General features: G+C 61.7%; 11 protein-coding genes and 1 pseudogene. 3 read left to right on the top strand and 9 right to left on the bottom strand.

All coding sequences use genetic code 11. The annotated features are described in order from the left end of the window. The first annotated feature begins 47 nt into the window (after window positions 1-47). Window positions 48-4,877 carry a DEAD/DEAH box helicase gene (locus RF638_RS01760; RefSeq protein WP_368841285.1) on the top strand — a complete coding sequence of 1,610 codons (4,830 nt, stop codon included), beginning with the start codon at window positions 48-50 and terminating at the stop codon, window positions 4,875-4,877. A gap of 314 nt (window positions 4,878-5,191) precedes the next feature. Here the strand turns inward: RF638_RS01760 and pgm are convergent, their stop codons facing one another. From pgm to RF638_RS01730, 6 genes are all read right to left on the bottom strand, one after another. Next, complete coding sequence (gene pgm, locus RF638_RS01755) at window positions 5,192-6,826, bottom strand: phosphoglucomutase (alpha-D-glucose-1,6-bisphosphate-dependent) (protein ID WP_368841284.1); 1,635 nt, start codon at window positions 6,824-6,826, stop codon at window positions 5,192-5,194. Between the two features lie 66 nt (window positions 6,827-6,892). Then, window positions 6,893-8,401, bottom strand: coding sequence for an amidase (locus tag RF638_RS01750; RefSeq protein WP_259912682.1), 1,509 nt, complete (start codon window positions 8,399-8,401; stop codon window positions 6,893-6,895). 332 nt (window positions 8,402-8,733) lie between these two features. Next, on the bottom strand, window positions 8,734-10,077 hold the full coding sequence (gabT, locus tag RF638_RS01745) for a 4-aminobutyrate--2-oxoglutarate transaminase (RefSeq protein ID WP_368841283.1): 1,344 nt from the start codon (window positions 10,075-10,077) through the stop codon (window positions 8,734-8,736). Between the two features lie 44 nt (window positions 10,078-10,121). Next, the gene (locus RF638_RS01740; RefSeq protein WP_368841282.1) at window positions 10,122-11,597 is read right to left on the bottom strand and encodes an NAD-dependent succinate-semialdehyde dehydrogenase; all 1,476 of its coding nucleotides are present in this window, start codon (window positions 11,595-11,597) and stop codon (window positions 10,122-10,124) included. A 105-nt stretch (window positions 11,598-11,702) separates the two neighbouring features. Further along, a complete protein-coding gene (locus tag RF638_RS01735) occupies window positions 11,703-13,130 on the bottom strand; it encodes an APC family permease (RefSeq protein WP_223286231.1) in 1,428 nt (475 codons plus the stop codon). 509 nt (window positions 13,131-13,639) lie between these two features. Continuing rightward, complete coding sequence (locus tag RF638_RS01730) at window positions 13,640-13,963, bottom strand: helix-turn-helix transcriptional regulator (RefSeq protein WP_016996806.1); 324 nt, start codon at window positions 13,961-13,963, stop codon at window positions 13,640-13,642. Window positions 13,964-14,089: 126 nt separating this feature from the next. Between RF638_RS01730 and RF638_RS01725 the strand changes: the two genes are divergently transcribed. Further along, window positions 14,090-15,469, top strand: coding sequence for an NAD-dependent succinate-semialdehyde dehydrogenase (locus RF638_RS01725; protein WP_368841281.1), 1,380 nt, complete (start codon window positions 14,090-14,092; stop codon window positions 15,467-15,469). A 91-nt stretch (window positions 15,470-15,560) separates the two neighbouring features. Here RF638_RS01725 and RF638_RS01720 read toward each other — a convergent pair whose 3' ends face one another. After that, window positions 15,561-16,532 carry an MFS transporter gene (locus RF638_RS01720; RefSeq protein ID WP_368841280.1) on the bottom strand — a complete coding sequence of 324 codons (972 nt, stop codon included), beginning with the start codon at window positions 16,530-16,532 and terminating at the stop codon, window positions 15,561-15,563. A 592-nt stretch (window positions 16,533-17,124) separates the two neighbouring features. Here RF638_RS01720 and RF638_RS01715 point away from each other — a divergent pair. Next, window positions 17,125-18,165: an Lrp/AsnC family transcriptional regulator gene (locus RF638_RS01715; protein WP_016996809.1), complete on the top strand. Its 1,041-nt coding sequence runs from the start codon at window positions 17,125-17,127 to the stop codon at window positions 18,163-18,165. 114 nt (window positions 18,166-18,279) lie between these two features. Here RF638_RS01715 and RF638_RS01710 read toward each other — a convergent pair whose 3' ends face one another. Further along, window positions 18,280-19,908 (bottom strand): amidohydrolase, encoded by a 1,629-nt coding sequence (locus tag RF638_RS01710; protein WP_368841279.1) that lies wholly within the window; start codon window positions 19,906-19,908, stop codon window positions 18,280-18,282. A 99-nt stretch (window positions 19,909-20,007) separates the two neighbouring features. Further along, window positions 20,008-21,338: pseudogene (locus tag RF638_RS01705) on the bottom strand (amidohydrolase). Between the last annotated feature and the right edge of the window lie 6 nt (window positions 21,339-21,344).

Raw genomic sequence — 21,344 nt, 5'->3', positions numbered from 1 at the left:
CGGTAGCTTGCCCCGATTCTCGTGCGCGCGCATGAATAATGGGCACCATGACCCAGGACGCATTCGGACAGCTGCTCGATACCTTGTACTACGGTTCCTTGGACAAGCGAGACCGGGGAACCAAGTTCGAGCGACTGATGCGTTCCTACCTGCTCGCTGACCGCGCATATTCGTTCAGCAATGTCTGGCTGTGGAATGAGTACCCAGACAAGGGGAACCGCACTGATACCGGCGTGGATCTGGTGGGTGTGCGTGCTGGCACCGGCGAGAAGGTTGCCATTCAGTGCAAGTTCCAGGACCCGAACGAGAAGATCTCCAAGGGCGCGATCGACAGCTTTATTTCGGCCTCCGCCACTGGTGAGTTCGCGGAGCGGATGCTGGTTTCCACTTCGCTTGAGGAGATGGGCAAGAACGCTCGTCAGACTATCGACCGGCTCGATCCGCCCATGATCACGCTGGGTCTGGAGCAGCTGGCGGATGCCCCCATCGATTGGTCGCAGTTCAGTCTGGACCAACCGGATCACATGGTCCGCACGGACGACAAGAAGTCTCCTCGGCCCCATCAGATCAAGGCCATGGCGGATGTTGCCGCCGGCTTCACCGATCATGACCGTGGCAAGCTCATCATGGCGTGCGGCACGGGCAAGACCTATACGTCACTGCAGATCATGCAGGAGCAGACAGCTTCGGATGCCACGGTGCTATTCCTAGTTCCGTCCATCTCGCTGCTATCTCAGACCCTGACCGAGTGGAAGCGCGATGCTTCGGAGGACTTCCGAGCTTTCGCGGTGTGCTCTGATGTCAAGGTCGGCAAGAGCACGGATGACGACATTTCCGCAACGGACTTGGTCATTCCCGCAACCACTAATGCGGAACGACTTATGGTGCAGTTGAATATCGCACCAAACTTTGCGGGTCGCACCGTGGTCTTCTCCACGTATCAGTCCATCGACGTGTTGTCCCAAGCGCAAGAACAGGGATTCCCTGACTTCGATCTGATCATCTGCGATGAAGCTCATCGCACCACCGGTGCCACGTTGGCCGGTGCGGCCGAATCGGCATTCGTTCGTGTCCATGATCAGGGCTTCATTCACGGCGCCAAGCGGCTCTACATGACGGCCACCCCGCGCGTTTTCGACGAAAGCACTAAGCGCAAGGCGGATGAGAACTCCGTGGTCGTGGCGTCAATGGACGACGAAAACTTGTTCGGCCCGGAGTTCCACCGGTTGGGTTTTGGCGAGGCTGTGGAAGCCGGCCTCCTCACGGATTACAAGGTCCTGGTTTTGGCCGTGGACGAAGGTTCCATTACGCGCCAGTTCCAGGATCTACTCACTGATGAGGACGGGCAGCTCAACATTGACGACGTCGCTCGAATGGTGGGGTGTTGGAAGGGCTTGTCCACGCGCGGCACCGACCGCGATCGCGGGGAGACCGACGACGACGCCGCGCCGAGCGGCGTCGTCGAACCCATGAACCGTGCGGTTGCGTTCGCTGCGAATATCCGGGAATCGCAGCGGGTCGCGCGCATGTTTGAGCGTGTGAGCGAGCAGCTAACCGAGGAGAACCCCGAAGACTTGCTATTGCGCGCCGAACATGTGGACGGCGGCATGAACGTAGCGCAACGTAGCGGAAAGCTTCGTTGGCTCGAATCCGACATCGAGCAGGGCGAATGCCGGATCCTAACCAACGCTCGTTGTCTGTCTGAGGGTGTGGATGTCCCCAACTTGGACGCAGTGCTGTTCCTGAACCCGCGTAATTCGCAGGTGGACGTGGTGCAGTCTGTGGGCCGTGTGATGCGCCGCGCGAAGAACAAGCAGTACGGATACATCATCTTGCCGGTGGGAATCCCCGCTGGCGTGACTCCAGAGGTGGCGCTCAAGGACAACAAGAAGTACAAGGTCATCTGGTCCGTGCTGAACGCATTGCGCTCCCACGATGACCGCTTCGAAGCTATGGTCAACAAGATCGATCTCAACCAGAACCGTGACGATCGCCTCGACGTGATCCCTGTGACGGTGGACGACGATTCTGTGGTGCGGGTCCCGGGCCCCGAGCAAATGGCGCTGGAACTGGATTTCGGCAATGCGCAGGATTGGCGAGATGCGATCTACGCCAAGATCGTCCAGAAGGTGGGGGACCGGGAGTACTGGGAAAACTGGTCCAACACCATCGCCGAAGTTGCGGCCAAGCACACTGATCGAATCTCGGCATTGGTGCGTCAGAATCCAACGCCTGAGGTGGCCCGCGAGTTCGAGCGATTCGTGACGGCGCTGAAAGCCAACCTCAACGACGGTATCTCCGGGACCGATGCCATCTCGATGTTGTCTCAGCACCTCATCACCAAGCCCGTGTTCGATGCCCTGTTCGATGGCTATGACTTCGCCGCGAACAATCCGGTATCCCAGGTGATGCAGAAGATGATCGACACTTTGGAGGGCAACAACCTGGACTCCGAGACCTCCTCCCTGGAGGGGTTCTACGCGAGCGTTCGACGGCGCGCCACGGGCATCGACAACGCCGCAGGTAAACAGCAGATCATCACCGAGCTGTACGAGAACTTCTTCACCAAGGCGTTCCCTAAGCAGGCCGATGCCATGGGGATTGTCTACACGCCCGTGGAGATCGTGGATTTCATTCTGCGGTCAGTGGATGAACTGGCCCGCAGGCACTTTGGGGCGGGGATCACGGATCAGGGCGTGCATGTGCTCGATCCCTTCACAGGGACGGGCACGTTCATCGTGAGGCTGATCCAGTCTGGGATCATCAGCCCGCACGATCTGGCCAGAAAGTATGCCGAAGAGCTGCATGCCAATGAAATCATGTTGCTGGCTTACTACATTGCCGCGATCAACATAGAAGCCACGTATCACGGGGTTCAGGGCGGCTATTACGTGCCGTTCGAGGGGATCGTGCTTGGCGACACGTTCCAAATGACCGAGGACAAGGACGTCATCGACTCGGACGTGTTTGTGAGCAATAACCGCCGAGCTCGGAAGCAGCTCGACGCCGACATCCGGGTGGTCGTGGGTAACCCGCCCTATTCGGTGGGGCAGACCAGCGCGAATGACAACAACGCCAACCTGGCTTATCCGACTCTTGATGGACGAATTCGGGATACCTACGCCAAGCTCGGTAGCGGTCAGAACAAGAACAGCCTTTATGACTCTTATGTTCGCGCGATCCGCTGGGGATCTGACCGGATCGGTGACCGCGGGATTCTCGCGTACGTCACCAACGGTGGATACATCGACGGCAACTCCGCCGACGGGATTCGAAAGTCGTTGGTCAAGGACTTTGACCATTTGTATGTTTTCAATACTCGCGGAAATGCGCGCGGTGCCGGCGACCTACGCAAGAGGGAAGCGGGCAACGTATTTGGTGGAGGCAGCCGTACTACCGTTGCCGTCCTGCTCGCCATCAAGGACCCCGCGCACACCGGAGCCTGCGAACTGCACTATCGCGATATCGGTGACTACCTCTCGCGCGAACAGAAGCTTAAGATCATTGAAACGGCCAACCTGACCGGTGAAGGGTGGCAGGAGCTCGACCCCAATGACAAGGGCGAGTGGCTCAACCAGTCCTCTGGCGAGTTTCAGAATTTCGCACCGCTGGGTGACAAGGGTAAGAATCCGGAGGTCAATCGGATCCTTAAGACTTTTACGCGCGGGTTGGAGACCGGCAGAGATGCGTGGGTTTACAACTATTCGGCTCCGAGGCTTTCTGAAAATGTTGAGCGAATGACTGAGTCCTATGACGACGCCAGACAGTCGTATACGTACTCCAATCGTGGCTCCGGGAATGAAAAAGACGTGGCGGAATGGTTACAACTTAATACCGAGTTTGCGGACCAGTCCCGCTTGTCCTGGTCGCGATCTTTGCGGCAACTCGCAGCTAAAAATCGACGACTCGAGCCAGCACCTGAAGGATATAGAGTGAGTGTCTACAGGCCGTTCTCTAAACAGAACGTGTACTTCGGCCTAGGATACAACCACGAACGCAGTCAACTGCCCCGTATGTTCCCGACCCCGCGGCACGAGAACTACGGATTCTATCTCCACGGAATTAATCCCGGACAGCCATTCGCTTTATTGGCCACGGATGAAATCCCCTGTCTGGACTTCTTCGGTAAGGCGGGTCAGTTTTTCTCCCGCTACACCTATGAGTTGGTAGACCAAGTAGCCGCAACCCGCGGAGAATTGGATCTGGGCCTAGAAGGTAGCGAGAGCGACGTCGTCATGGACGGGTATCGACAGATCGACAATGTGAGTGACGATGCGTTGGCGCGCTATCGTGAGGCCTTCGGCCAGGGAGTGACTAAGGACGACATCTTTGTCAGTGTGTACGCGCAGCTGCACCATCCGTTATATCGAGAAAAGTATGCAGCGGACCTCCAACGGCAGTTGCCTCGGATCCCACTGCCCGGTTCGACTGAGGCGTTCCATGCGTACGCGGACGCAGGGCACAAACTCATGGATCTGCATATCAACTACGAATCGGCCGACCCGTACCCGCTGACCGAGTCGCACAGCACCGGCAATGAATCGGACCCTGGATATTACCGAGTATCCAAGCTGCGCTGGGGTGGAACTGGCAAGTCAAAAGACCGTTCAACCATTCTCTACAACGGTAATGTCACCGTTAGCGGCATTCCGGACGAGGCCCACAAGTACATGCTGGGATCACGCTCGTCCCTGGAATGGATTATCGACCGCTACCAGGTGAAGACGGACAAGGCATCGGGCATCGTCAACGACCCCAATGCCTGGGCCACCGAGCACAATGAACCCCGTTACATCGTGGACCTCATCAAGCGAGTCACCACGGTGAGTGTCGAGACTATGCGCATCGTAGAGGCCCTCCCGTCTGTCGACCTCTAATCGCGAGGCGTTGTTCAGCTGCTTCTTATGCATGTCTGACGGTGGTGCAATGCTCACCTTGATGTGAAGGAGGTGAGCAGCAAATGGGTAAGAGCAAGGGCGGTTCTTTTAAGAGCGCCAAAACGGGCAAGTTCGTAACTGCGAAGCACGCGAAGTCGAGTCCGAGCACGACCTACAAGCTCGGTAAGAAGGGCAAGTAGGAATTGACGACTGATCCTGGGCGATGAGTATGCATCGCCCAGGATCGTCAGTCAGCTTTATCTGAAGTCTGTTTCTTCAATTTTGTCTTCTGCGCGTCAATGTGAAAGAAGTCCCTACCCAATCACCGAATCCACCAGCGCCTTGGCTTCCTTCTGCACGTGTGCGAGGTGCTCGGATCCCTTGAAGGACTCGGCGTAGATCTTGTAGACGTCCTCGGTGCCGGACGGACGGGCGGCGAACCACGCGTTCTCCGTGGCGACCTTCAAGCCGCCGATGGCGGCACCGTTGCCCGGAGCCTCCGTGAGCTTCGCGATGATCGGCTCACCGGCCAGGGTGTCCGTGGTGACCTGCTCGGCCGAAAGCTTCTTCAAGGCGGCCTTCTGCTCGCGGTTGGCCGGTGCATCAATGCGTTCGTACACCGGATCGCCGAACTCCTCGGTTAGCTCCGCGTAACGCTGCGACGGCGTTTTGCCGGTGCGGGCGGTGATCTCCGCGGCCAGTAGGGCCAAGATGATGCCGTCCTTGTCGGTCGTCCAGGTGGAGCCGTCCATGCGCAGGAACGATGCGCCCGCAGACTCCTCACCTCCGAAACCGATGGAACCGTCAATCAGCCCCGGCACGAACCACTTGAAGCCCACGGGGACCTCGTCCAACCGCCGGCCCAGTGAGTCAGCCACGCGGTCAATGATCGACGAGGAAACCAGCGTCTTCCCCACGCCCGCATCTGACGACCAGCCCGAGCGGTTGCGGTACAAGTAATCGATCGCCACGGCCAGGTAGTGGTTCGGGTTCATGAGCCCGGCATCCGGGGTCACGATGCCGTGCCGGTCGGTGTCCGCGTCATTGCCGGTTGCGATGTCGTATTTATCGCGGTTGCCAATCAATGAGGCCATGGCGTTGGGGGAGGAGCAGTCCATCCGGATCTTCTCGTCCCAGTCCAGCGTCATGAACGCCCACTGCGGGTCCACCTCCGGGTTCACCACGGTGAGGTTCAGCCCGAAACGCTTACTGATCTCTTCCCAGTACGCCACGGAGGCGGAACCCATGGGATCCGCGCCGATGTGCAGACCGGATTCCGCAATCACATCCAGATCGATGATCGAGGGCAGATCCGAGACATAGGAGTCCAGGAAGTCGAAGGTGCCGGTGGTCGCTGCGACCCGAGCGGCGTCGTTCGAGACGCGCTTCACGCCGTCGAGCCCGGCCTCCATGAGTTCGTTGGCGCGCGCGGCGATCCACTCGGTGGCGTCCGAATCGGCGGGGCCGCCGTGCGGAGGGTTGTACTTGAAGCCGCCGTCGGACGGCGGGTTGTGGGAGGGCGTGATGACGATGCCGTCCGCCTGCTCGGCCGCGCCGGACGCGTTGTACTTGATGATCGCGTGGGACAGCGCCGGGGTGGGTGTGAAGCCCTCGCGCGAATCCAGCAGCACGTTCACCCCATTGGCGGCGAGCACCTCGAGCGCGGTGTCCTGCGCCGGCCCGGACAGCGCGTGCGTGTCCTTGCCCATGAACAGCGGGCCGGCAATGCCCTGCCCCGCGCGATACTCCACAATCGCCTGCGTGATGGCCGCAATATGTGTGTCGTTGAACGAGGTCTTGAGCGATGATCCACGGTGCCCGGACGTACCGAACGCCACTCGCTGATCGGGATCACCGGCGTCAGGCACGCGGTCGAAATACGCCGCGATCAGCTCGTCGATGTTCACAAGGTCACTGGGTTGGGCTTCGGTGCCCGCACGGTTCGCCATACCCCAAACCTACTCTGGAAACCCGCGCTCGTCAGTGACGCGACGCAATGTTCCGTTCGATTGCACTCACGCGGCCCGCGGGTCCGTGGGCGGGTTCAGCTGCGCGGCCAGGGAGAGCAGCCACGCCTCCGACGACGCCGCTCCCACCAGTTGCACACCCATCGGCACCTTGCCGGGGTAGTCACCGGATTCCGGCTGTGTCCACACGGTGGGAACAGTGATGGCCGGTAGCCCCACCACGTTGATGAACGAGGTGTAGGGGGTGTACTGGCACTGCCGCTCGTAGTCGCGTTCTGCGCTGCGAGGATCGGCCATGTCGTAGCCCTCGAAGTACCAATCAATGGGCCGCGGCGGCATGGCCAGGGCGGGCGTGAGAATCATGTCGTACTGGGCATATTGAGCGATAGTGTCGGCCTCGAACACGCGAATCGCGCTCACGGCGTCCGCCAACTCCACGGCAGAGCGGTTCAACGCGGCTTCTCGAAAGTGCCGCGCCAGGCCGGTCAGTTGCAACTCTTGCCCGTCGGCCAAGGGGATCTGACCCACGGCGGTCGTCCACAATTTGAAGAAGTTCTCCGCATAACCGGGCAGGTAGTTGATCTGCGCTTCCTCGACCTCGTGCCCCAGCGCCTGCAACTGGCGGACGCCCTCGGACAGAGCGAGCTCTGCTTCGGGGGAGACCGAGATGTCGTAGGTGCCCTCGAACGGGGATGCCGTACTCACGCCAATCCGTAACGGACGATCTCCCCATGGAGCATCCCCGGCCAGCGCGCGGCTCACCACGGATGTGAACGACCGTTCCGGCACTGCTTTCACGGGCCGATTGATGGCGGTGTGTCCCGGGGTGGAGGACAGCACATCCATGAGTAGGGCGGCGTCCAAGGCGGTGCGCGTGATGGGGCCGTTGACGCCCAACTGCCCCACGTTGTTCAGTGCATCGCTGCTCGGGACCCGCCCACGGTTCGGTTTGAGCCCGATCAATCCACACGCCGCGGCAGGAATTCGCACCGAACCGCCGCCGTCCGAACCGATCGCCCCCGCCAGCATCCCGGAGGCCACAGCCGCCGCCTGGCCACCAGAGGAGCCTCCGGGGCTGTGTTCCGGCGAGTGGGGATTGCGCGCCGGCGGAAATATTCTGTTCTCGGAATAACAATTGAGCAGGAACTCCGGGACTTGTGTCTTGCCCACCATCACGGCGCCGGCTGCCTCAAGGGTTTGCGCGAGAGGGTCAGAGTCGGCAGCGATCGGGAACTCGCCGTTCTCGTCCTGGTTGATCAGGGTTCCGAAGGTCGTGGGCATCCCCGCAACTTCGTGCCCGTCCTTCAACGCCGTGGGTACACCCAGAAGCGCTGGCAATTCTGCTTCAGCGGACGGGTCCGACGCCGCCTCGGCCAGTTGTTCGTCCGCCTCTCGGGCCCGCTTCAGAGCAACTTGACGATCCACGTGAATGAACGCGCCCAGGGTGTCATTGAGCTCTTCGATGCGGTCGAGCGAGGACTTCACGGTGTCCTCGCTGGTGACCTGACCGTTGCGCAGTGCCAGAACAGTCTCGGTGAGTGACGGATAGTGCTCCACGATGGTCCTCCGGGCTCGGAATGAAGTGGTATACGGCGGGTTAGTCCCACCATCCCACATCGACCGTGAGGGTTTAAGGTTCCCTATCCCGCATTTCCGGCCGAAAACAAGGCATAGGGAACCCTATTCCACGGAAGTGACACCGGAAGACGAAGACCATGGAGCCGCAACCGCGGAAGGTGGCGGGGCGGCGTCGTCGTCGTCGTCCGTAGTGGCGTCAAGGTTGGCCAGGAACGCAGGAACGCAAGAAACGCAGAAACCCATAAATGCGAACGGGCGGCCACCGGAAACCGGTGACCGCCCGTCGAAAAGCGCTACGTGATCAGTTCAGATCAGGCGCCAGCCTCTTCAATGGCCTTGACGAACACGCGCAGGCCGTCGCGCAGCAGGTCGAAGTCGATGACCAGCGGCGGCAGCAAACGCACGTTGTTGCCGAAGGTACCGCAGGTCAGGATGACAACACCCTGCTCGAGGCACTTAGCGGCAATCTGCTTGGCAGCGTCAGCGTTGGGCTTCTTGGAACCCGGCTCCACGAATTCGAGCGCCATCATGGCGCCGCGACCGCGCAGCTCGCCCACGATGGGGGAGGACTCGGCCAGGTCGCCCAGCTCTTCCTTGATGATCTTCTCGATCTCCAAGGCGCGCTCGTTGAGGCCCCACTCTTCGATGGTCTCAATGGCGCCCAGGGCTGCTGCACAGGCGACGGGGTTACCGCCGTAGGTGCCACCCAGGCCGCCGCCGTGCACGGAGTTCATGATCTCCGCACGGCCCACCACACCGGACAGCGGCATACCGCCGGCGATGCCCTTGGCGAAGGTCACCAGGTCGGGCTCGATGCCCTCCCACTCGGAGGAGAACCACTTGCCGGTGCGAGCGATGCCGGCCTGGACCTCGTCAGCCACGAACACAGCGCCGTTGTCCTGGCACCACTTGGTCAGCGTGGGCAGGAAGCCCTCGGCGGGGACGATGAAGCCACCCTCGCCCTGAATGGGCTCGATGACCACTGCGGCAACGTTCTCTGCACCGACCTGCTTCTCGATCAGGAGCAGCGCGCGCTCGGCGGCTTCCTGACCGGTCATGCCGTCAGCATCACGGAACGGGTAGGACATGGGAACGCGGTACACGTCAGAAGCGAACGGACCGAAACCCTGCTTGTAGGGCATGACCTTGGAGGTCATGGCCAGCGTCAGGTTGGTGCGGCCGTGGTACGCGTGATCGAAGACGACCACTGCGCTGCGCTTGGTGTAGGTGCGAGCGATCTTGACCGCGTTCTCCACTGCCTCGGAACCCGAGTTGAACAGGGCCGCACGCTTGTCGAAGGAACCCGGGGTCAGCTCGGCGATCTTCTCGCCAACCGCCACGTAGCCCTCGTACGGGGTGACCATGAAGCACGTGTGGGTGAACTTCTCCACGGCTTCCTTGACCTTCTCCACGACCTTGGGAGCGGATGCGCCCACGGAGGTCACGGCGATGCCGGAGCCCAGGTCGATCAGCTGGTTGCCGTCGGCATCCAGGATCACGCCGCCGTCCAGCTTGTCCGCGTACACGGGGACGGAGGACGCCACACCGGAAGCGAGCGCGTTACTGCGGCGCTCTGCCAGCTCAACGGACTTGGGGCCCGGGATGCTGGTCTTCAGGTCACGCTTCTGCTCAAGCGTGTATTCGATTTCAGCCATAGTTGTCTGATTGTCCTTTCGAAGGGTGAAAAATTAGGTGTGGATCAGGCCCACGGGGAGGGCAGGCCCATGTACTGAGTGGTGGTGTACTCGGCAATGCCCTCGGCGCCGCCCTCACGGCCCAGACCGGACTCCTTGACGCCACCGAACGGAGCGGCGGCGTTCGAGATCACGCCGACGTTCATGCCCAACAGGCCATACTCGATGCGGTCGCCGATGCGCAGCGCACGCGAGATGTCATTGGTGTACACGTAGGAGGCCAAGCCGTACTCGGTGGAGTTGGCCAGACGCACGGCGTCGTCCTCGTCCTTGAAGGTGATGACCGGAGCCACGGGGCCGAAGATCTCTTCCGTGAACACGCGGCAGTCCTCGGTCACACCGGTGATCAGGGTCGGCTCGAAGAAGTAGCCGTTGCCGTCCACAGCCTTGCCGCCCACGCTGATGGTCGCGCCCTTTTCCTTGGCGTCTTCCACAAGCTCGACGACGCCGTCGCGCGCCTTCTTCTCGACGAGCGGGCCCACATCGGTGCCTTCGTCCATACCGTTACCGGTCTTGAGCGCGCCGAGCTTCTCACCGAACTTCTTGGAGAACTCCTCAGCCACGGACTCGTGCACCAGGAAGCGGTTGGCCGCGGTGCAGGCCTCGCCCATGTTGCGCATCTTGGCGGCCATGGCACCCTCGACAGCCTTGTCCAGGTCTGCGTCCTCGAACACGATGAACGGGCCGTTGCCACCCAGTTCCATGGAGGTACGCAGCACGCGGTCCGCAGCGGTCTTCATGAGCTGCTTGCCCACGGGGGTGGAACCGGTGAAGGAGACCTTGCGCAGGCGCGGGTCGTCCATGATGGGGCCGGAAACCTTGGAGGCGGAGGCCGAGCACACTACGTTGAGAACACCCGCGGGGATACCCGCCTCGATCATCAACTTGGCAAAGTACTGCGAGGTCAGCGGGGTGAGGCGCGCAGGCTTGAGGATCATGGTGCAGCCTGCGGCCACGGCGGGAGCAACCTTGCGGGTTGCCATGGCCAGTGGGAAGTTCCACGGGGTGATCAACAGGCACGGGCCAACCGGCTTGTGGGTCACAATCATCTTGAGGTTGCCCTCGGGGGTGTCCGCGTAGCGGCCGTAGTGGCGGGGTGCTTCCTCCGAGAACCAGCGCATGAACTGGTTGCCGTAGACAACTTCACCCTGCGATTCCTTGAGCGGCTTACCCATTTCCAGGGTCATCAGCGTCGCGAGCTCGTCGGTGTGTTCCTTCACCAGGTTGTACGCGCGCATCAGAATGTCCGAGCGTTCGCGGGTGGAGGTGCGTGCCCAGGACTCCTGAGCGTTCGCGGCGGCATCCATGGCAGCGCGGGAATCTTCTTCGGTGGCCGAGGCCAGAGTGGCCAGGACTTCACCGGTGGCGGGGTTCTCGACATCAAAGGTGCCGCCGTCGGAGGCATCGCGCCATTCTCCGTTGATCAGCAGACCCTTGGGAGTGGCTTCAAGAAGTGCAGAAATTTTCTCTTGGTTAGTCATATCGTGCCTCTCTCACAACTTCATCCTAGAAATTGTGCAGTTGAAGGTGCTTGGGCGCAATGCCCCTGATTCCATGTTATGCCCCGGCGCAAGTCCGAGCATCCCTCATTTCTTGCGGGCTTCCACGGCAGCCACCAGTCGGGGCTCCGCGTCTTCTCCCGGTTCAATGCCTCGGGGGATGCGCAGCAGGAAGATCAGTCCGAGCAGCCACCACAAACCGAAGATGACATAGGGGGCTACGCCAAGGCTGGCCGGCATGCCCGGGATGTACAGGATGGCCAATCCGGCACACAGGACGACCGACAGGATTCCGATGACAACTCCGCCATTCTTGCGGCCGCCGATTCGGTACGGGCGTTCCATCGAGGGTTCGCGCTTACGGAGGATCACGAACACCACGGAAACCAGCAGGTACGCAATCACAATGGAGGGTGAGCCTGAATCAACTAGCCAACCCAGCATTTCCTCGCCGAAGAACGGCGCGATGAAGGACAGTGCGCCCACAAAGAGCAGTGCGTTGATGGGTGTGCCGTACTTGGGGTGGATCTTGCCGAACCAGCGCGGCAGCATGCGGGAATTCCCCAGGGCCCAAAGCAACCGGGAAGCGCCCATGAGCAGGGAGTTCCAGGATGTCAGAATGCCGGCCAGACCGCCGGCGAGAAGCAGGTTGGCCATGGCCTGGGAGTTGAACACGGCTCCCACCGCGTCCGCCACGGCGATGTCGGCCACGGCCAACTCGGCTACCGGCAGCGAAGCCGATGTGGTGAGAATCACCATTCCGTACCAAACGGTGGCCAGCAGGACGGCGATCACGATGGTTCCGCCGAGCTTCTTGGGCGAGAGGTTCATCTCCTCGGAGACCTGAGGGATTACATCGAAACCGACGAACAGGAACGGCACCACCACGAGCACGGTGAAGAATCCAGCCATCCCGTTGGAGAAGAAGGGTTCCATGTTCTGTTCCGACCCGCCGCTGAAGGCCCCGAAGATCATGAACAGGCCCACAATGGCCAGGAACAGAATCACGAAAATCTGCACGGTTGAAGCCTGCTTCACCCCTCGGATGTTGATCCAGGTGATGATCACTGCGGAGAGCGAGCCGACCAGCGCCCACGTGAGATTCACTTCGAAGCCGGCAATGGTCCACAGAGGAATTTGGCTCAACCCCGGGAAAATGTACTGCACGGTTCGCGGTACGGCCACGGCCTCGAACGCCACGATGGTGATGTAGCCGACCGTAATGCCCCACGAGCCGATAAATGCCCAGCGCGCACCCATGCCGCGCAGCAAGTAGTTGTGCTCACCGCCCGCTGCGGGCATGGCGGCCACGAGCTCGCCGTAGACCAGACCCACAACCGTCATGATGATGCCACCGGCGAGCATGGCCAGCGCGGCGCCCATGGTTCCGGCGTCATCCAGCCAGCCGCCGGTGAGCACGACCCAGCCGAAGCCGATCATCGCGCCCACCCCGAGTGCAATGGCATCTATCCGGCCAAGGACTTTCTTGAATCCCCGTTGGTCTGTGTGAGTCATGGGCACGTCCTATCGAGCAAGTAATGCGAATTGATGTCCTTATTCTGTCGCTCGAAGGACTCAATTGGGCTTTTCGCCGCTCCATTGCGCGTTGCCCACCTTTGCAAGGTTGCTTCCCGCCGACGACGCCGCGCCCCAGGTTTCGTTGGATCCTCCCGGCGCACGTGGTGTTTCGTGGGAACCTCTTGGGATCGCCGCGAGGGTTCCGGCGGAACCAGAAGCGTCACTTAAGGCGCCGGCGGCACCTCATGCGGGGTGGATACACGTGGGGAACCCCACGCAATGTGCATGCGCGGGACTCGCCGTAGAAGGAGTGCATGACAGCGGGGACCCCGCCCTTAAGGGCAAGGTCCCCGCTGTATTCGCTAGCGGGCGGTGCCCGCTAAAGCGAAGAGGCTAGATGGTCTTGCGATCAGGCGGCGTGGTTGCACTTCTCGCACGTGCAGTTCTCACAGGTGCAGGTTTCGCACGTGCAGTTGGGGCCGCACTTCTCGCAGGCGCAGGTGGTCTCAGTGGTTGCAGCGCTCATTGTGGTGCTCCTTGGTGTGTTGATGGGCGTCCAGGAAGACGTGCGCTACGTGCTCGTCGATCAAGCGGTAGCGCGTGACTCGGCCGTCGCGGAAACCTTCCACGAGGTGGGCCTCTCGCAACACCTTGAGATGTTGCGAGACCAGGGGTTGGGACAGGCCCAACTCCTGTGACAGCTCTCCGACGAACCGGGGCTCCACGGTGAGTCGCTCCACGATGGCGCAGCGAGCCGGGTTGGCCAGCGCGCCGAACAGGCGAGCCACATCCAGATAGGGGGACAGCGGTCCCGTAGCCTCGGTTGTCATAAGACCATCCTTATATAAGAAATTTGCGATATCAAGCCCCGTGGGGCCCGATGCAATACAGAAGGAGGACTCTCGCCCTCGGTGAACGCTGTTCGCCAAACTCTGAGTGAGGCATAACCTAGGGGTATGGCTTACGCAACAGTTAATCCCGCCACAGGCGAAACCGTAAAAGAGTTCCCCACCGCAACGGATCAAGAGATCAAGGACGTAGTGAAGCGTTCCGGTGAGGCCTACAAGTCTTGGCGCAACACTCCCGTTTCGGAGCGCGCCCAGCTCATGCACAAGATGGCTGAGCTGTACCGCGAGCGCAAGGAAGAGCTCGCAAAGATCCTGACCGACGAGATGGGCAAGCCCAAGGCTCAGGCCATTGGCGAGGTCATGATCGTTGCGGGTATCTACGACTACTACGCGGACAACGCAGAGGGCTTCATGGAAGGCCGCACCCTGGAACCGTCCACGGGTGGCGAAGCTCGCGTGGTCCTGGATTCCACCGGTTCCCTGCTGGGCATCATGCCCTGGAACTTCCCGTACTACCAGGTGGCTCGTTTCGCAGCACCCAACGTGATGCTGGGTAACACCATCCTGCTGAAGCACGCCGGTAACGTTCCGCAGTCTGCCGTGGTGCAGGAGGAGCTCTTCCACGAGGCGGGCTTCCCCAAGGATGTTTACATCAACATCTTCGCTTCCAACGACCAGATCGCTGACATCGTGATCCCGGATCCGGCTGTGCAGGGTGTGTCCCTGACCGGTTCCGAGCGCGCAGGTGCCTCCGTGGCCGCCACCGCTGGTAAGAACCTCAAGAAGGTCGTTCTGGAGCTCGGCGGTTCCGACCCCTTCATCGTTCTGGACGACCAGAACGTGGAACGCACCGTGAAGAACGCCGTGATGGGTCGTATGTCCAACAACGGCCAGGCGTGCACCAACGCCAAGCGCTTCATCGTTCTGGAAGACGCTTACGAGTCCTTCGTGGACAAGTTCGCGCAGGCTGTCCAGGGCATCGAGCCCGGTGACCCCTCGGACGACAAGACCTTCCTGGGCCCGATCAGCACCGTGGGTGCTCGTGACGAGATCATGGAGCAGGTCCAGGACGCCATCGACAAGGGCGCGTCCGTGCTGGCCGGTGGTAAGAAGATCGAGCGCGACGGCGCATGGATGGAAGCTACCGTCCTTGCTGACGTGACCCCCGAGATGCGCGCCTACGCCGAGGAGATCTTCGGCCCGGTGGCCGTGGTCTACAAGGTCAAGGACGCTGACGAAGCGATCGAACTCGCCAACTCCTCGCCCTTCGGCCTGGGTGGTTCCGTGTTCGGCGCGGACGAGGCCGCCGCTCTGGAGATCGCCAAGCGCGTGGACTCCGGCATGGTGTTCGTCAATGAGGTCACCGGCACCGCTCCGGACCTGCCCTTCGGTGGCGTCAAGCGTTCCGGTGTGGGCCGTGAGCTGGGCCCCTTCGGTATCGAAGAGTTCGCCAACAAGAAGCTGCTGCACACCCCCGCCAAGAAGTAAGGCAGGGTTGACCGTTCTCGAACGGTAGACAGACGAAAGCCGCCCCCGCACCTGGAAAAGGTGCGGGGGCGGCGTCGTTCTCGGGAAAGCTTTAGTGGCGCAGGTCCTTGCCCTTGGTCTCGGGAAGGAAGAATGCGACCACCGATGACACGAGCAGCAGCAGGCACACATACACCGAGAAAGCGCTCACGGAGTACTGGGTGCTGATCCAGTTCTGCAGGTAGGGTGCGGTGCCACCGAAGATGGCCACGGCCACCGCGTACGGGAAGGCCACGCCCACGGTGCGCACGCTGGTGGGGAACAACTCCGCGAATACGGCCGGAGTGTTGGCCAGGGTGGCGCCCATGAAGAGCAGGATGAGTGCGGCGGGGAAGACCAGGGACACGAAGGTCTGACCCACCATGGCGTTCATGGGGAAGAACGGCAGCAGCGGAACAACGTTGCCGATGATCAGTGCGGGGCGGCGACCGAATCGGTCGGAGAACTTGCCCCAGAACGGCAGGGAGATGATGAGCACCACGTTGGCCAAGAGGCTCGCGTTGAGGGCGGTGGCCTGCGGCATTCCGTGAACCACCACGGCCTGCTGAACGGCGGAGACGGACCACACGTAGTAGCACACGGTGCCGCCGATGGTCAGTCCGATCACACGGAAGGCGGACTTCCAATTGCGGCGGAACTCGGGCCAGATGGAGGGGCGCTTGGCCTTGTTGGTCTTGAAGGTCTCGGACTCGTGCAGCTGCGAACGGCCGACGAGGGCCCACAGGCCACCCAGGGCACCGATGAAGAACGGCACACGCCAGCCCCATTCGCTCATCTGCTCGGGGGAGAGGAACAGGTTCATGATGACGCCCATGAAGATACCCAGGCACGCGCCAATGGTGCCGGAGACGTAGATCATGGAGGACCAGAGGCCGCGGCGCTCCGGGGGAGCCATTTCCGCCAGGTAAGTCTGGGCGGTAGGCATTTCGCCACCGTAGGCCAGGCCCTGGATGAGGCGTGCGGCCAACAACATGATCGCGGCGAACACGCCTGCGGTCTCGAAGGTGGGCGTGAGGCCGATCATCAGCGCCCAGCACAATGCCGCCGACCGTGGTCAGCAGAACGGCCTTGCGGCCCACGCGGTCGGCCATCCAGCCGAAGAACAGGCCGCCGATGGGGCGGAAAATGAAGCCCACGGCAAAGATGGCCATGGCGCCCAGGATGGAGGCCACGGGATCCGACGGGTTGAAGATCTCGCGAGCAAAGTAAATGGAGAAAGTCGCGTAGATGCTCCAGTCGTATCACTCCAGGGCGTTGCCAATGCCCGTGTTGATGAGGGTTTTCCTGGAAGAGACGGCAATGCCGCCCGGATTGGTCTCCGAGTAAGGGGTGGCAGTTGAAGTAGCCATAACGTGCATCCTGAATCGGTGGAGCGATGCCTCGTGAGGGGCGCCGCGAAAGAAGTAGAAAGTGGCGGGTGCCACAGCTCGTATAGGCAATTGTGCACGATGCGTTCCAGATTACCAAGACTTGTGTAAGATTTTTTACAGTTCACGGGCACATGTCGCGATTTTGTTTCAAATTATTGCCCCAGCGTCTGAAACCACAGACCCAGGGTCATCACCCTGACTTTGTACAATCATGTATCGGCCACCACACACATCTAAGGGAGATCCATGGCAAGCAACGGCCAGTCCAAGACTGAGCTGTCCGACCAGGACTTGGAGCTCATCAGCCTGCTGCAGTGGGCACCCAGAATCACCTGGGGTGAAGCCGCCGAGATTCTGGACGCACACCCCACCACCCTGGCCGGACGCTGGGAGAAACTGCGCAGCTCCGGCGCAGCCTGGATCACGGCCCAGGTCAATCTCAACGATCCCCGCAATCTGTTGTCCTTCCAGGAGATCTCCTGCGACGCCCAGCAGTGGGACCACGTGGTCAAAGAGCTCGTGGCCATGCCGGAGGTGCTTTCGGTTGAGGCTTTCGGCCGAGAACCGGACCTCGGTCTCACCGTGGTCAGTCGGGATCTGCAGTCGCTCTCGCGCATCATCGAGGAGAAAATCTCCCGCGTTCAGGGCATCGTGAAGATCCACAACATGATCTCCACCAAGCTCCACCGTGCCGGTGACAAGTGGCGTCTGGACAGGCTCAGCGATGAGCAGCGGGCCGCCGCGCAGGCCTGGGTGAAGGCTGAGCAGGAGTCTCTGCCCGTGAGCAGCACGCCGCTGGGCGAGGATCAGCGTCCCGTGATCGAAGCGCTCATGCTCGACGGTCGCGCTAGCGCGGCGGAAATCGCTCGCACCACCGGCCTGCACCCGGCCACCGCCCGCCGGTATCTGCACAAGGTGCTCGCTTCTGGGATGTTGTCCATCCGGTGCGATTTGATCCAGCGGGTCTCCGCATCGCCCATCACGGCGCAGTGGTTCACGCGCCTGGACGCGAATCTGCACGAAACGGCGGCGGAAGCGCTCTCGCACGACCCTCGTACCCGCGTGGTCACGTCCATCACCGGGCGTGCGAACCTGATGGTCGTCATGTGGTTGGGCTCGGTGGGGGAGATCCTCGAGGCCGAACGGGCCATCCAGTCCGCGGTGTCCGGCATCGAGACCCAGGAGACGGTGGTGTCCCTGCGGCCCATCAAGCGCATGGGATGGGTCCTGGGCACGGAGGGTCACGTGGGTAAGAAGTTCGTTTCGCCCGAGCTGCACCTGAGCTAACCTTCTGCGGCCTGTCCCGTCTCCACGACGGGTTCGCCAACGACGCCGCCCCGGCACCTACCAAGGTGCCGGGGCGGCGTCGAGGTGGGGCGTTCGAGAACAACCGGAAGTGGTTCAGTCCTCGCGCTGGTAGCGGATCTGAGCCCCCACCACGGTGGACTCGACCACGGTGTCCTTGATCGCGCGATCGTCCTCCGCGAAGACGTCCCGGTCCACGACCACGAAGTCCGCGAGCATGCCCGGTGCCAGGCACCCCTTGAGGTTCTCCTCGTAGGAGGCGCGCGCCACGGCGTGGGTGTAGTAGTACACGGCCTCCGCACGGGGAAGGATTTCCTGTGGCTGCCAACCGTCCACGGCATCCCCGTCACGAGTCCGCGTGATGGCCGCGTGAATGCCCTGGAACGGATTGGGATCCTCCACGGGTGCATCCGAACCGAAGACGAGTTCCGCACCTGCCGCCCGCAGGCTGTTCCAGCCGTACGCGATCAGGTCGCGATCCTCCAGGAAATCGTTCATGGGGATGTCAGCCGTGCAGTGCATGGGCTGCATAGAGGCCGTGACACCCAGTTGACGGAATCGGGCGATGTCGCTGCGTTTGATGTACTGCGCGTGCTCGATGCGCTGGCGCAGGCCGAAGACCCGTGAAATGGCCTGATGAGTCTCGAACGCGTCGAGCACCTCGGTCGCGGCCTGGTCACCGATGGCGTGAACCGCGGTGGCAATGCCGGCGCTCGCCGCCAGGTGGATCCAATGATCCAATTCGTCCCGAGTAGTCACGGCCATCCCATGGTCCTGGGTGCCCGGCCACGGATCTGACATGTGGCAAGTGTGGGAGCCCAGAGCGCCGTCCGCGAAGAGCTTGAGCGGACCCATTGAAATCCACTCATCGCCCGATGCGGTGCGAATACCGCGACTGATGAAATCGAGAATCTGTTCCTGCCGCAGCACCTTGTGCACGCGGATATCCAGCTCACCGCGTTCCCGCAGTTTCTGATAGGCAAAGAGGCAGTCCGCGCCGTCGATGTCGTGGATGGAGGTGATACCGCGCTTGAGCAGTTCTCGCTGGCCCACGGGCAGGTAATCGTCGATGTTGCCGGAGACATCCGACTGCATCAGGCCATCGCGGATGGGGATGCCCGCCGCTTCCCGGATGATGCCGGTGAGCTCACCGTGCTCGTCCCGCTCGTAGGTGCCGCCGTCCGGGTCCTTGACGTTGCGGTCCAAACCCAGAGTCTCCAGCGCCTTGGAGTTGAGCCACAGCGTGTGCCAGTCCAGGGAACCCAGGGCCATGGGGATGTCCGGGCAGATGCTATCCAGGCTGTGCTTGTCCGGGAACACCGGAACGTCCCAGCCGTTGGCGTTCCACTGTCCGCCGAAGATCCAGGTCTGGGACTCATCCTGCCGCGCCTTCTCCACGAACGGCTTCAGCAGGTCCAGGGCCTCCTGCAACGAGCCGCAGAAACGCATATCGGGTTCCGTGATGGAGCGTGAGTAAATGGCCGAATGAATGTGTCCGTCACCCATGCCCGGCAACACGTACTTACCCTCGAGGCTCGTGCGCTTCGTACCCAACGGAGCCATGTCCTTGAGCCTCCGATAGTCGCCCACGGCCACGATGCGGTCGTCCGAGGTGAGGATGGCATCCGGGTGAGGCATGTCGTGGGAGTGCCAGGTGGCCTGCGGAGTCCACCCCGTGGCCGGGTTCATGGCGTGGACTTTGGCGTTATGGAACAGGCGAAACATCCGTGGGACTCCTCGATGCGAACCGGTGCGGGGTGGACAAGGGCTGACCTCCGATCCTATCGAAGCAACCGGTGGACTGGCGCAGGCTCCTTGTCCCCTTTACCGTTCACGCTGATAACGGATCTGCGCACCCACCACGGTGGCTTCGACCACGGTGTCCTTGACCGCTTGGGCGTCTTCCGCAAACACATCTCGGTCCACCGCGATGAAGTCCGCGAGCATGCCCGGTGCCAGGCACCCCTTGAGGTTCTCCTCATAGGAGGCGCGGGCTACCGCGTGGGTGTAGTAACAAAGTGCCTCCGGTAGACCGATGCTCTCCTCCGGTTGCCAGCGATTGGCGGGCTTCTCCGGTTCCGAACGACATACAGCGGCGTGAATCCCGAAGAACGGGTTGGGGTCCACCACCGGCCCGTCCGAGCCGAAAGCCATGGGGGTTCCCGCAGCACGCAGACTGTTCCACCCGTAGGCCACCATATCCCGGCCCTCCACAAAGTCGTTCATGGGGATCTCCTCGGGGCAGTGCAGGGGCTGCATGGAAGCGGTCACCCCTAATCGCTGGAACCTCAGGATGTCATCGCGTTTGATGTACTGAGCGTGCTCCACGCGCTGGCGCAGCCCGAAGACCTGGGCGATCGTTCGGTTGGCCTCGAACGAGTCCAAGACATCGGTGACGGCCTGGTCACCCACGGCTCCGACATGTGTGCGGTGTGGGAACCCAGGGCGCCGTCCGTGAAGAGTTTGAGCGGGCCAATGGAAATCCACTCGTCGCCGGATCCCGTGCGAATGCCGCGGCTGATGAAGTCCAGGATCTGTTCCTGCCGGAGCACCTTGTGGATTCGGATGTCCAGCTCACCGCGCTCGCGGATCTTCTGGTACGCGTACAGACAGTCTGCCCCGTCGATGTCGTGGATCGAAGTGATGCCGCGCTTGAGCAGTTCACGCTGCCCGTGCGGGAGCATGTCGTCGATATGGCCCGAGACGTCCGACTGCATGAGACCGTCGCGTACCGGGATGGCTGCGGCCTCGCGCAGAATACCGGTCAGTTCACCGTGCTCGTCACGAACGTACGTTCCGCCGTTTGGGTTAGGCACGTCGCGGTCCAGGCCGAGTTCTTCGAGAGCCTTGGAATTGAGCCACAGGGTGTGCCAGTCCATGGACCCCAGCGCCACGGGGATGTCCGGGCTGACAGAATCCAGCGCCTTGCGATCCGGCACCACGGGCTTGTCCCAAATATTGACGTTCCACTGCCCACCGAAGATCCACGTGATGCTCTCATCCTCGCGAGCTTTCGCCACGTACGGCTTCAGCACGTCCAAGGCCTCTTCCAAGGACCGGCAATTGCGCATGCCCGGCTCGAACAGGGAGCGTGCGTAGATGGCGGAGTGAATGTGCGCATCGCCCAGCCCGGGCAGCACCGAACGGTTTTCCATGTCGGT

It is taken from the genome of Kocuria sp. CPCC 205235 (genome assembly GCF_040980905.1).
Taxonomy (GTDB): domain Bacteria; phylum Actinomycetota; class Actinomycetes; order Actinomycetales; family Micrococcaceae; genus Kocuria; species Kocuria carniphila.
This window is presented reverse-complemented; position numbering and strand designations above follow the sequence as displayed.

Excerpts from the sequence above, each read along its gene's own strand:
- RF638_RS01710 (WP_368841279.1), bottom strand. The coding sequence starts at position 19,908 with ATGTTTCGCCTGTTCCATAACGCCAAAGTCCACGCCATGAACCCGGCC.
- pgm (WP_368841284.1), bottom strand. The coding sequence starts at position 6,826 with ATGGCGAACCGTGCGGGCACCGAAGCCCAACCCAGTGACCTTGTGAAC.
- RF638_RS01735 (WP_223286231.1), bottom strand. The coding sequence starts at position 13,130 with ATGACTCACACAGACCAACGGGGATTCAAGAAAGTCCTTGGCCGGATA.
- RF638_RS01725 (WP_368841281.1), top strand. The coding sequence starts at position 14,090 with ATGGCTTACGCAACAGTTAATCCCGCCACAGGCGAAACCGTAAAAGAG.
- gabT (WP_368841283.1), bottom strand. The coding sequence starts at position 10,077 with ATGGCTGAAATCGAATACACGCTTGAGCAGAAGCGTGACCTGAAGACC.
- RF638_RS01715 (WP_016996809.1), top strand. The coding sequence starts at position 17,125 with ATGGCAAGCAACGGCCAGTCCAAGACTGAGCTGTCCGACCAGGACTTG.
- RF638_RS01760 (WP_368841285.1), top strand. The coding sequence starts at position 48 with ATGACCCAGGACGCATTCGGACAGCTGCTCGATACCTTGTACTACGGT.
- RF638_RS01740 (WP_368841282.1), bottom strand. The coding sequence starts at position 11,597 with ATGACTAACCAAGAGAAAATTTCTGCACTTCTTGAAGCCACTCCCAAG.
- RF638_RS01730 (WP_016996806.1), bottom strand. The coding sequence starts at position 13,963 with ATGACAACCGAGGCTACGGGACCGCTGTCCCCCTATCTGGATGTGGCT.
- RF638_RS01720 (WP_368841280.1), bottom strand. The coding sequence starts at position 16,532 with ATGATCGGCCTCACGCCCACCTTCGAGACCGCAGGCGTGTTCGCCGCG.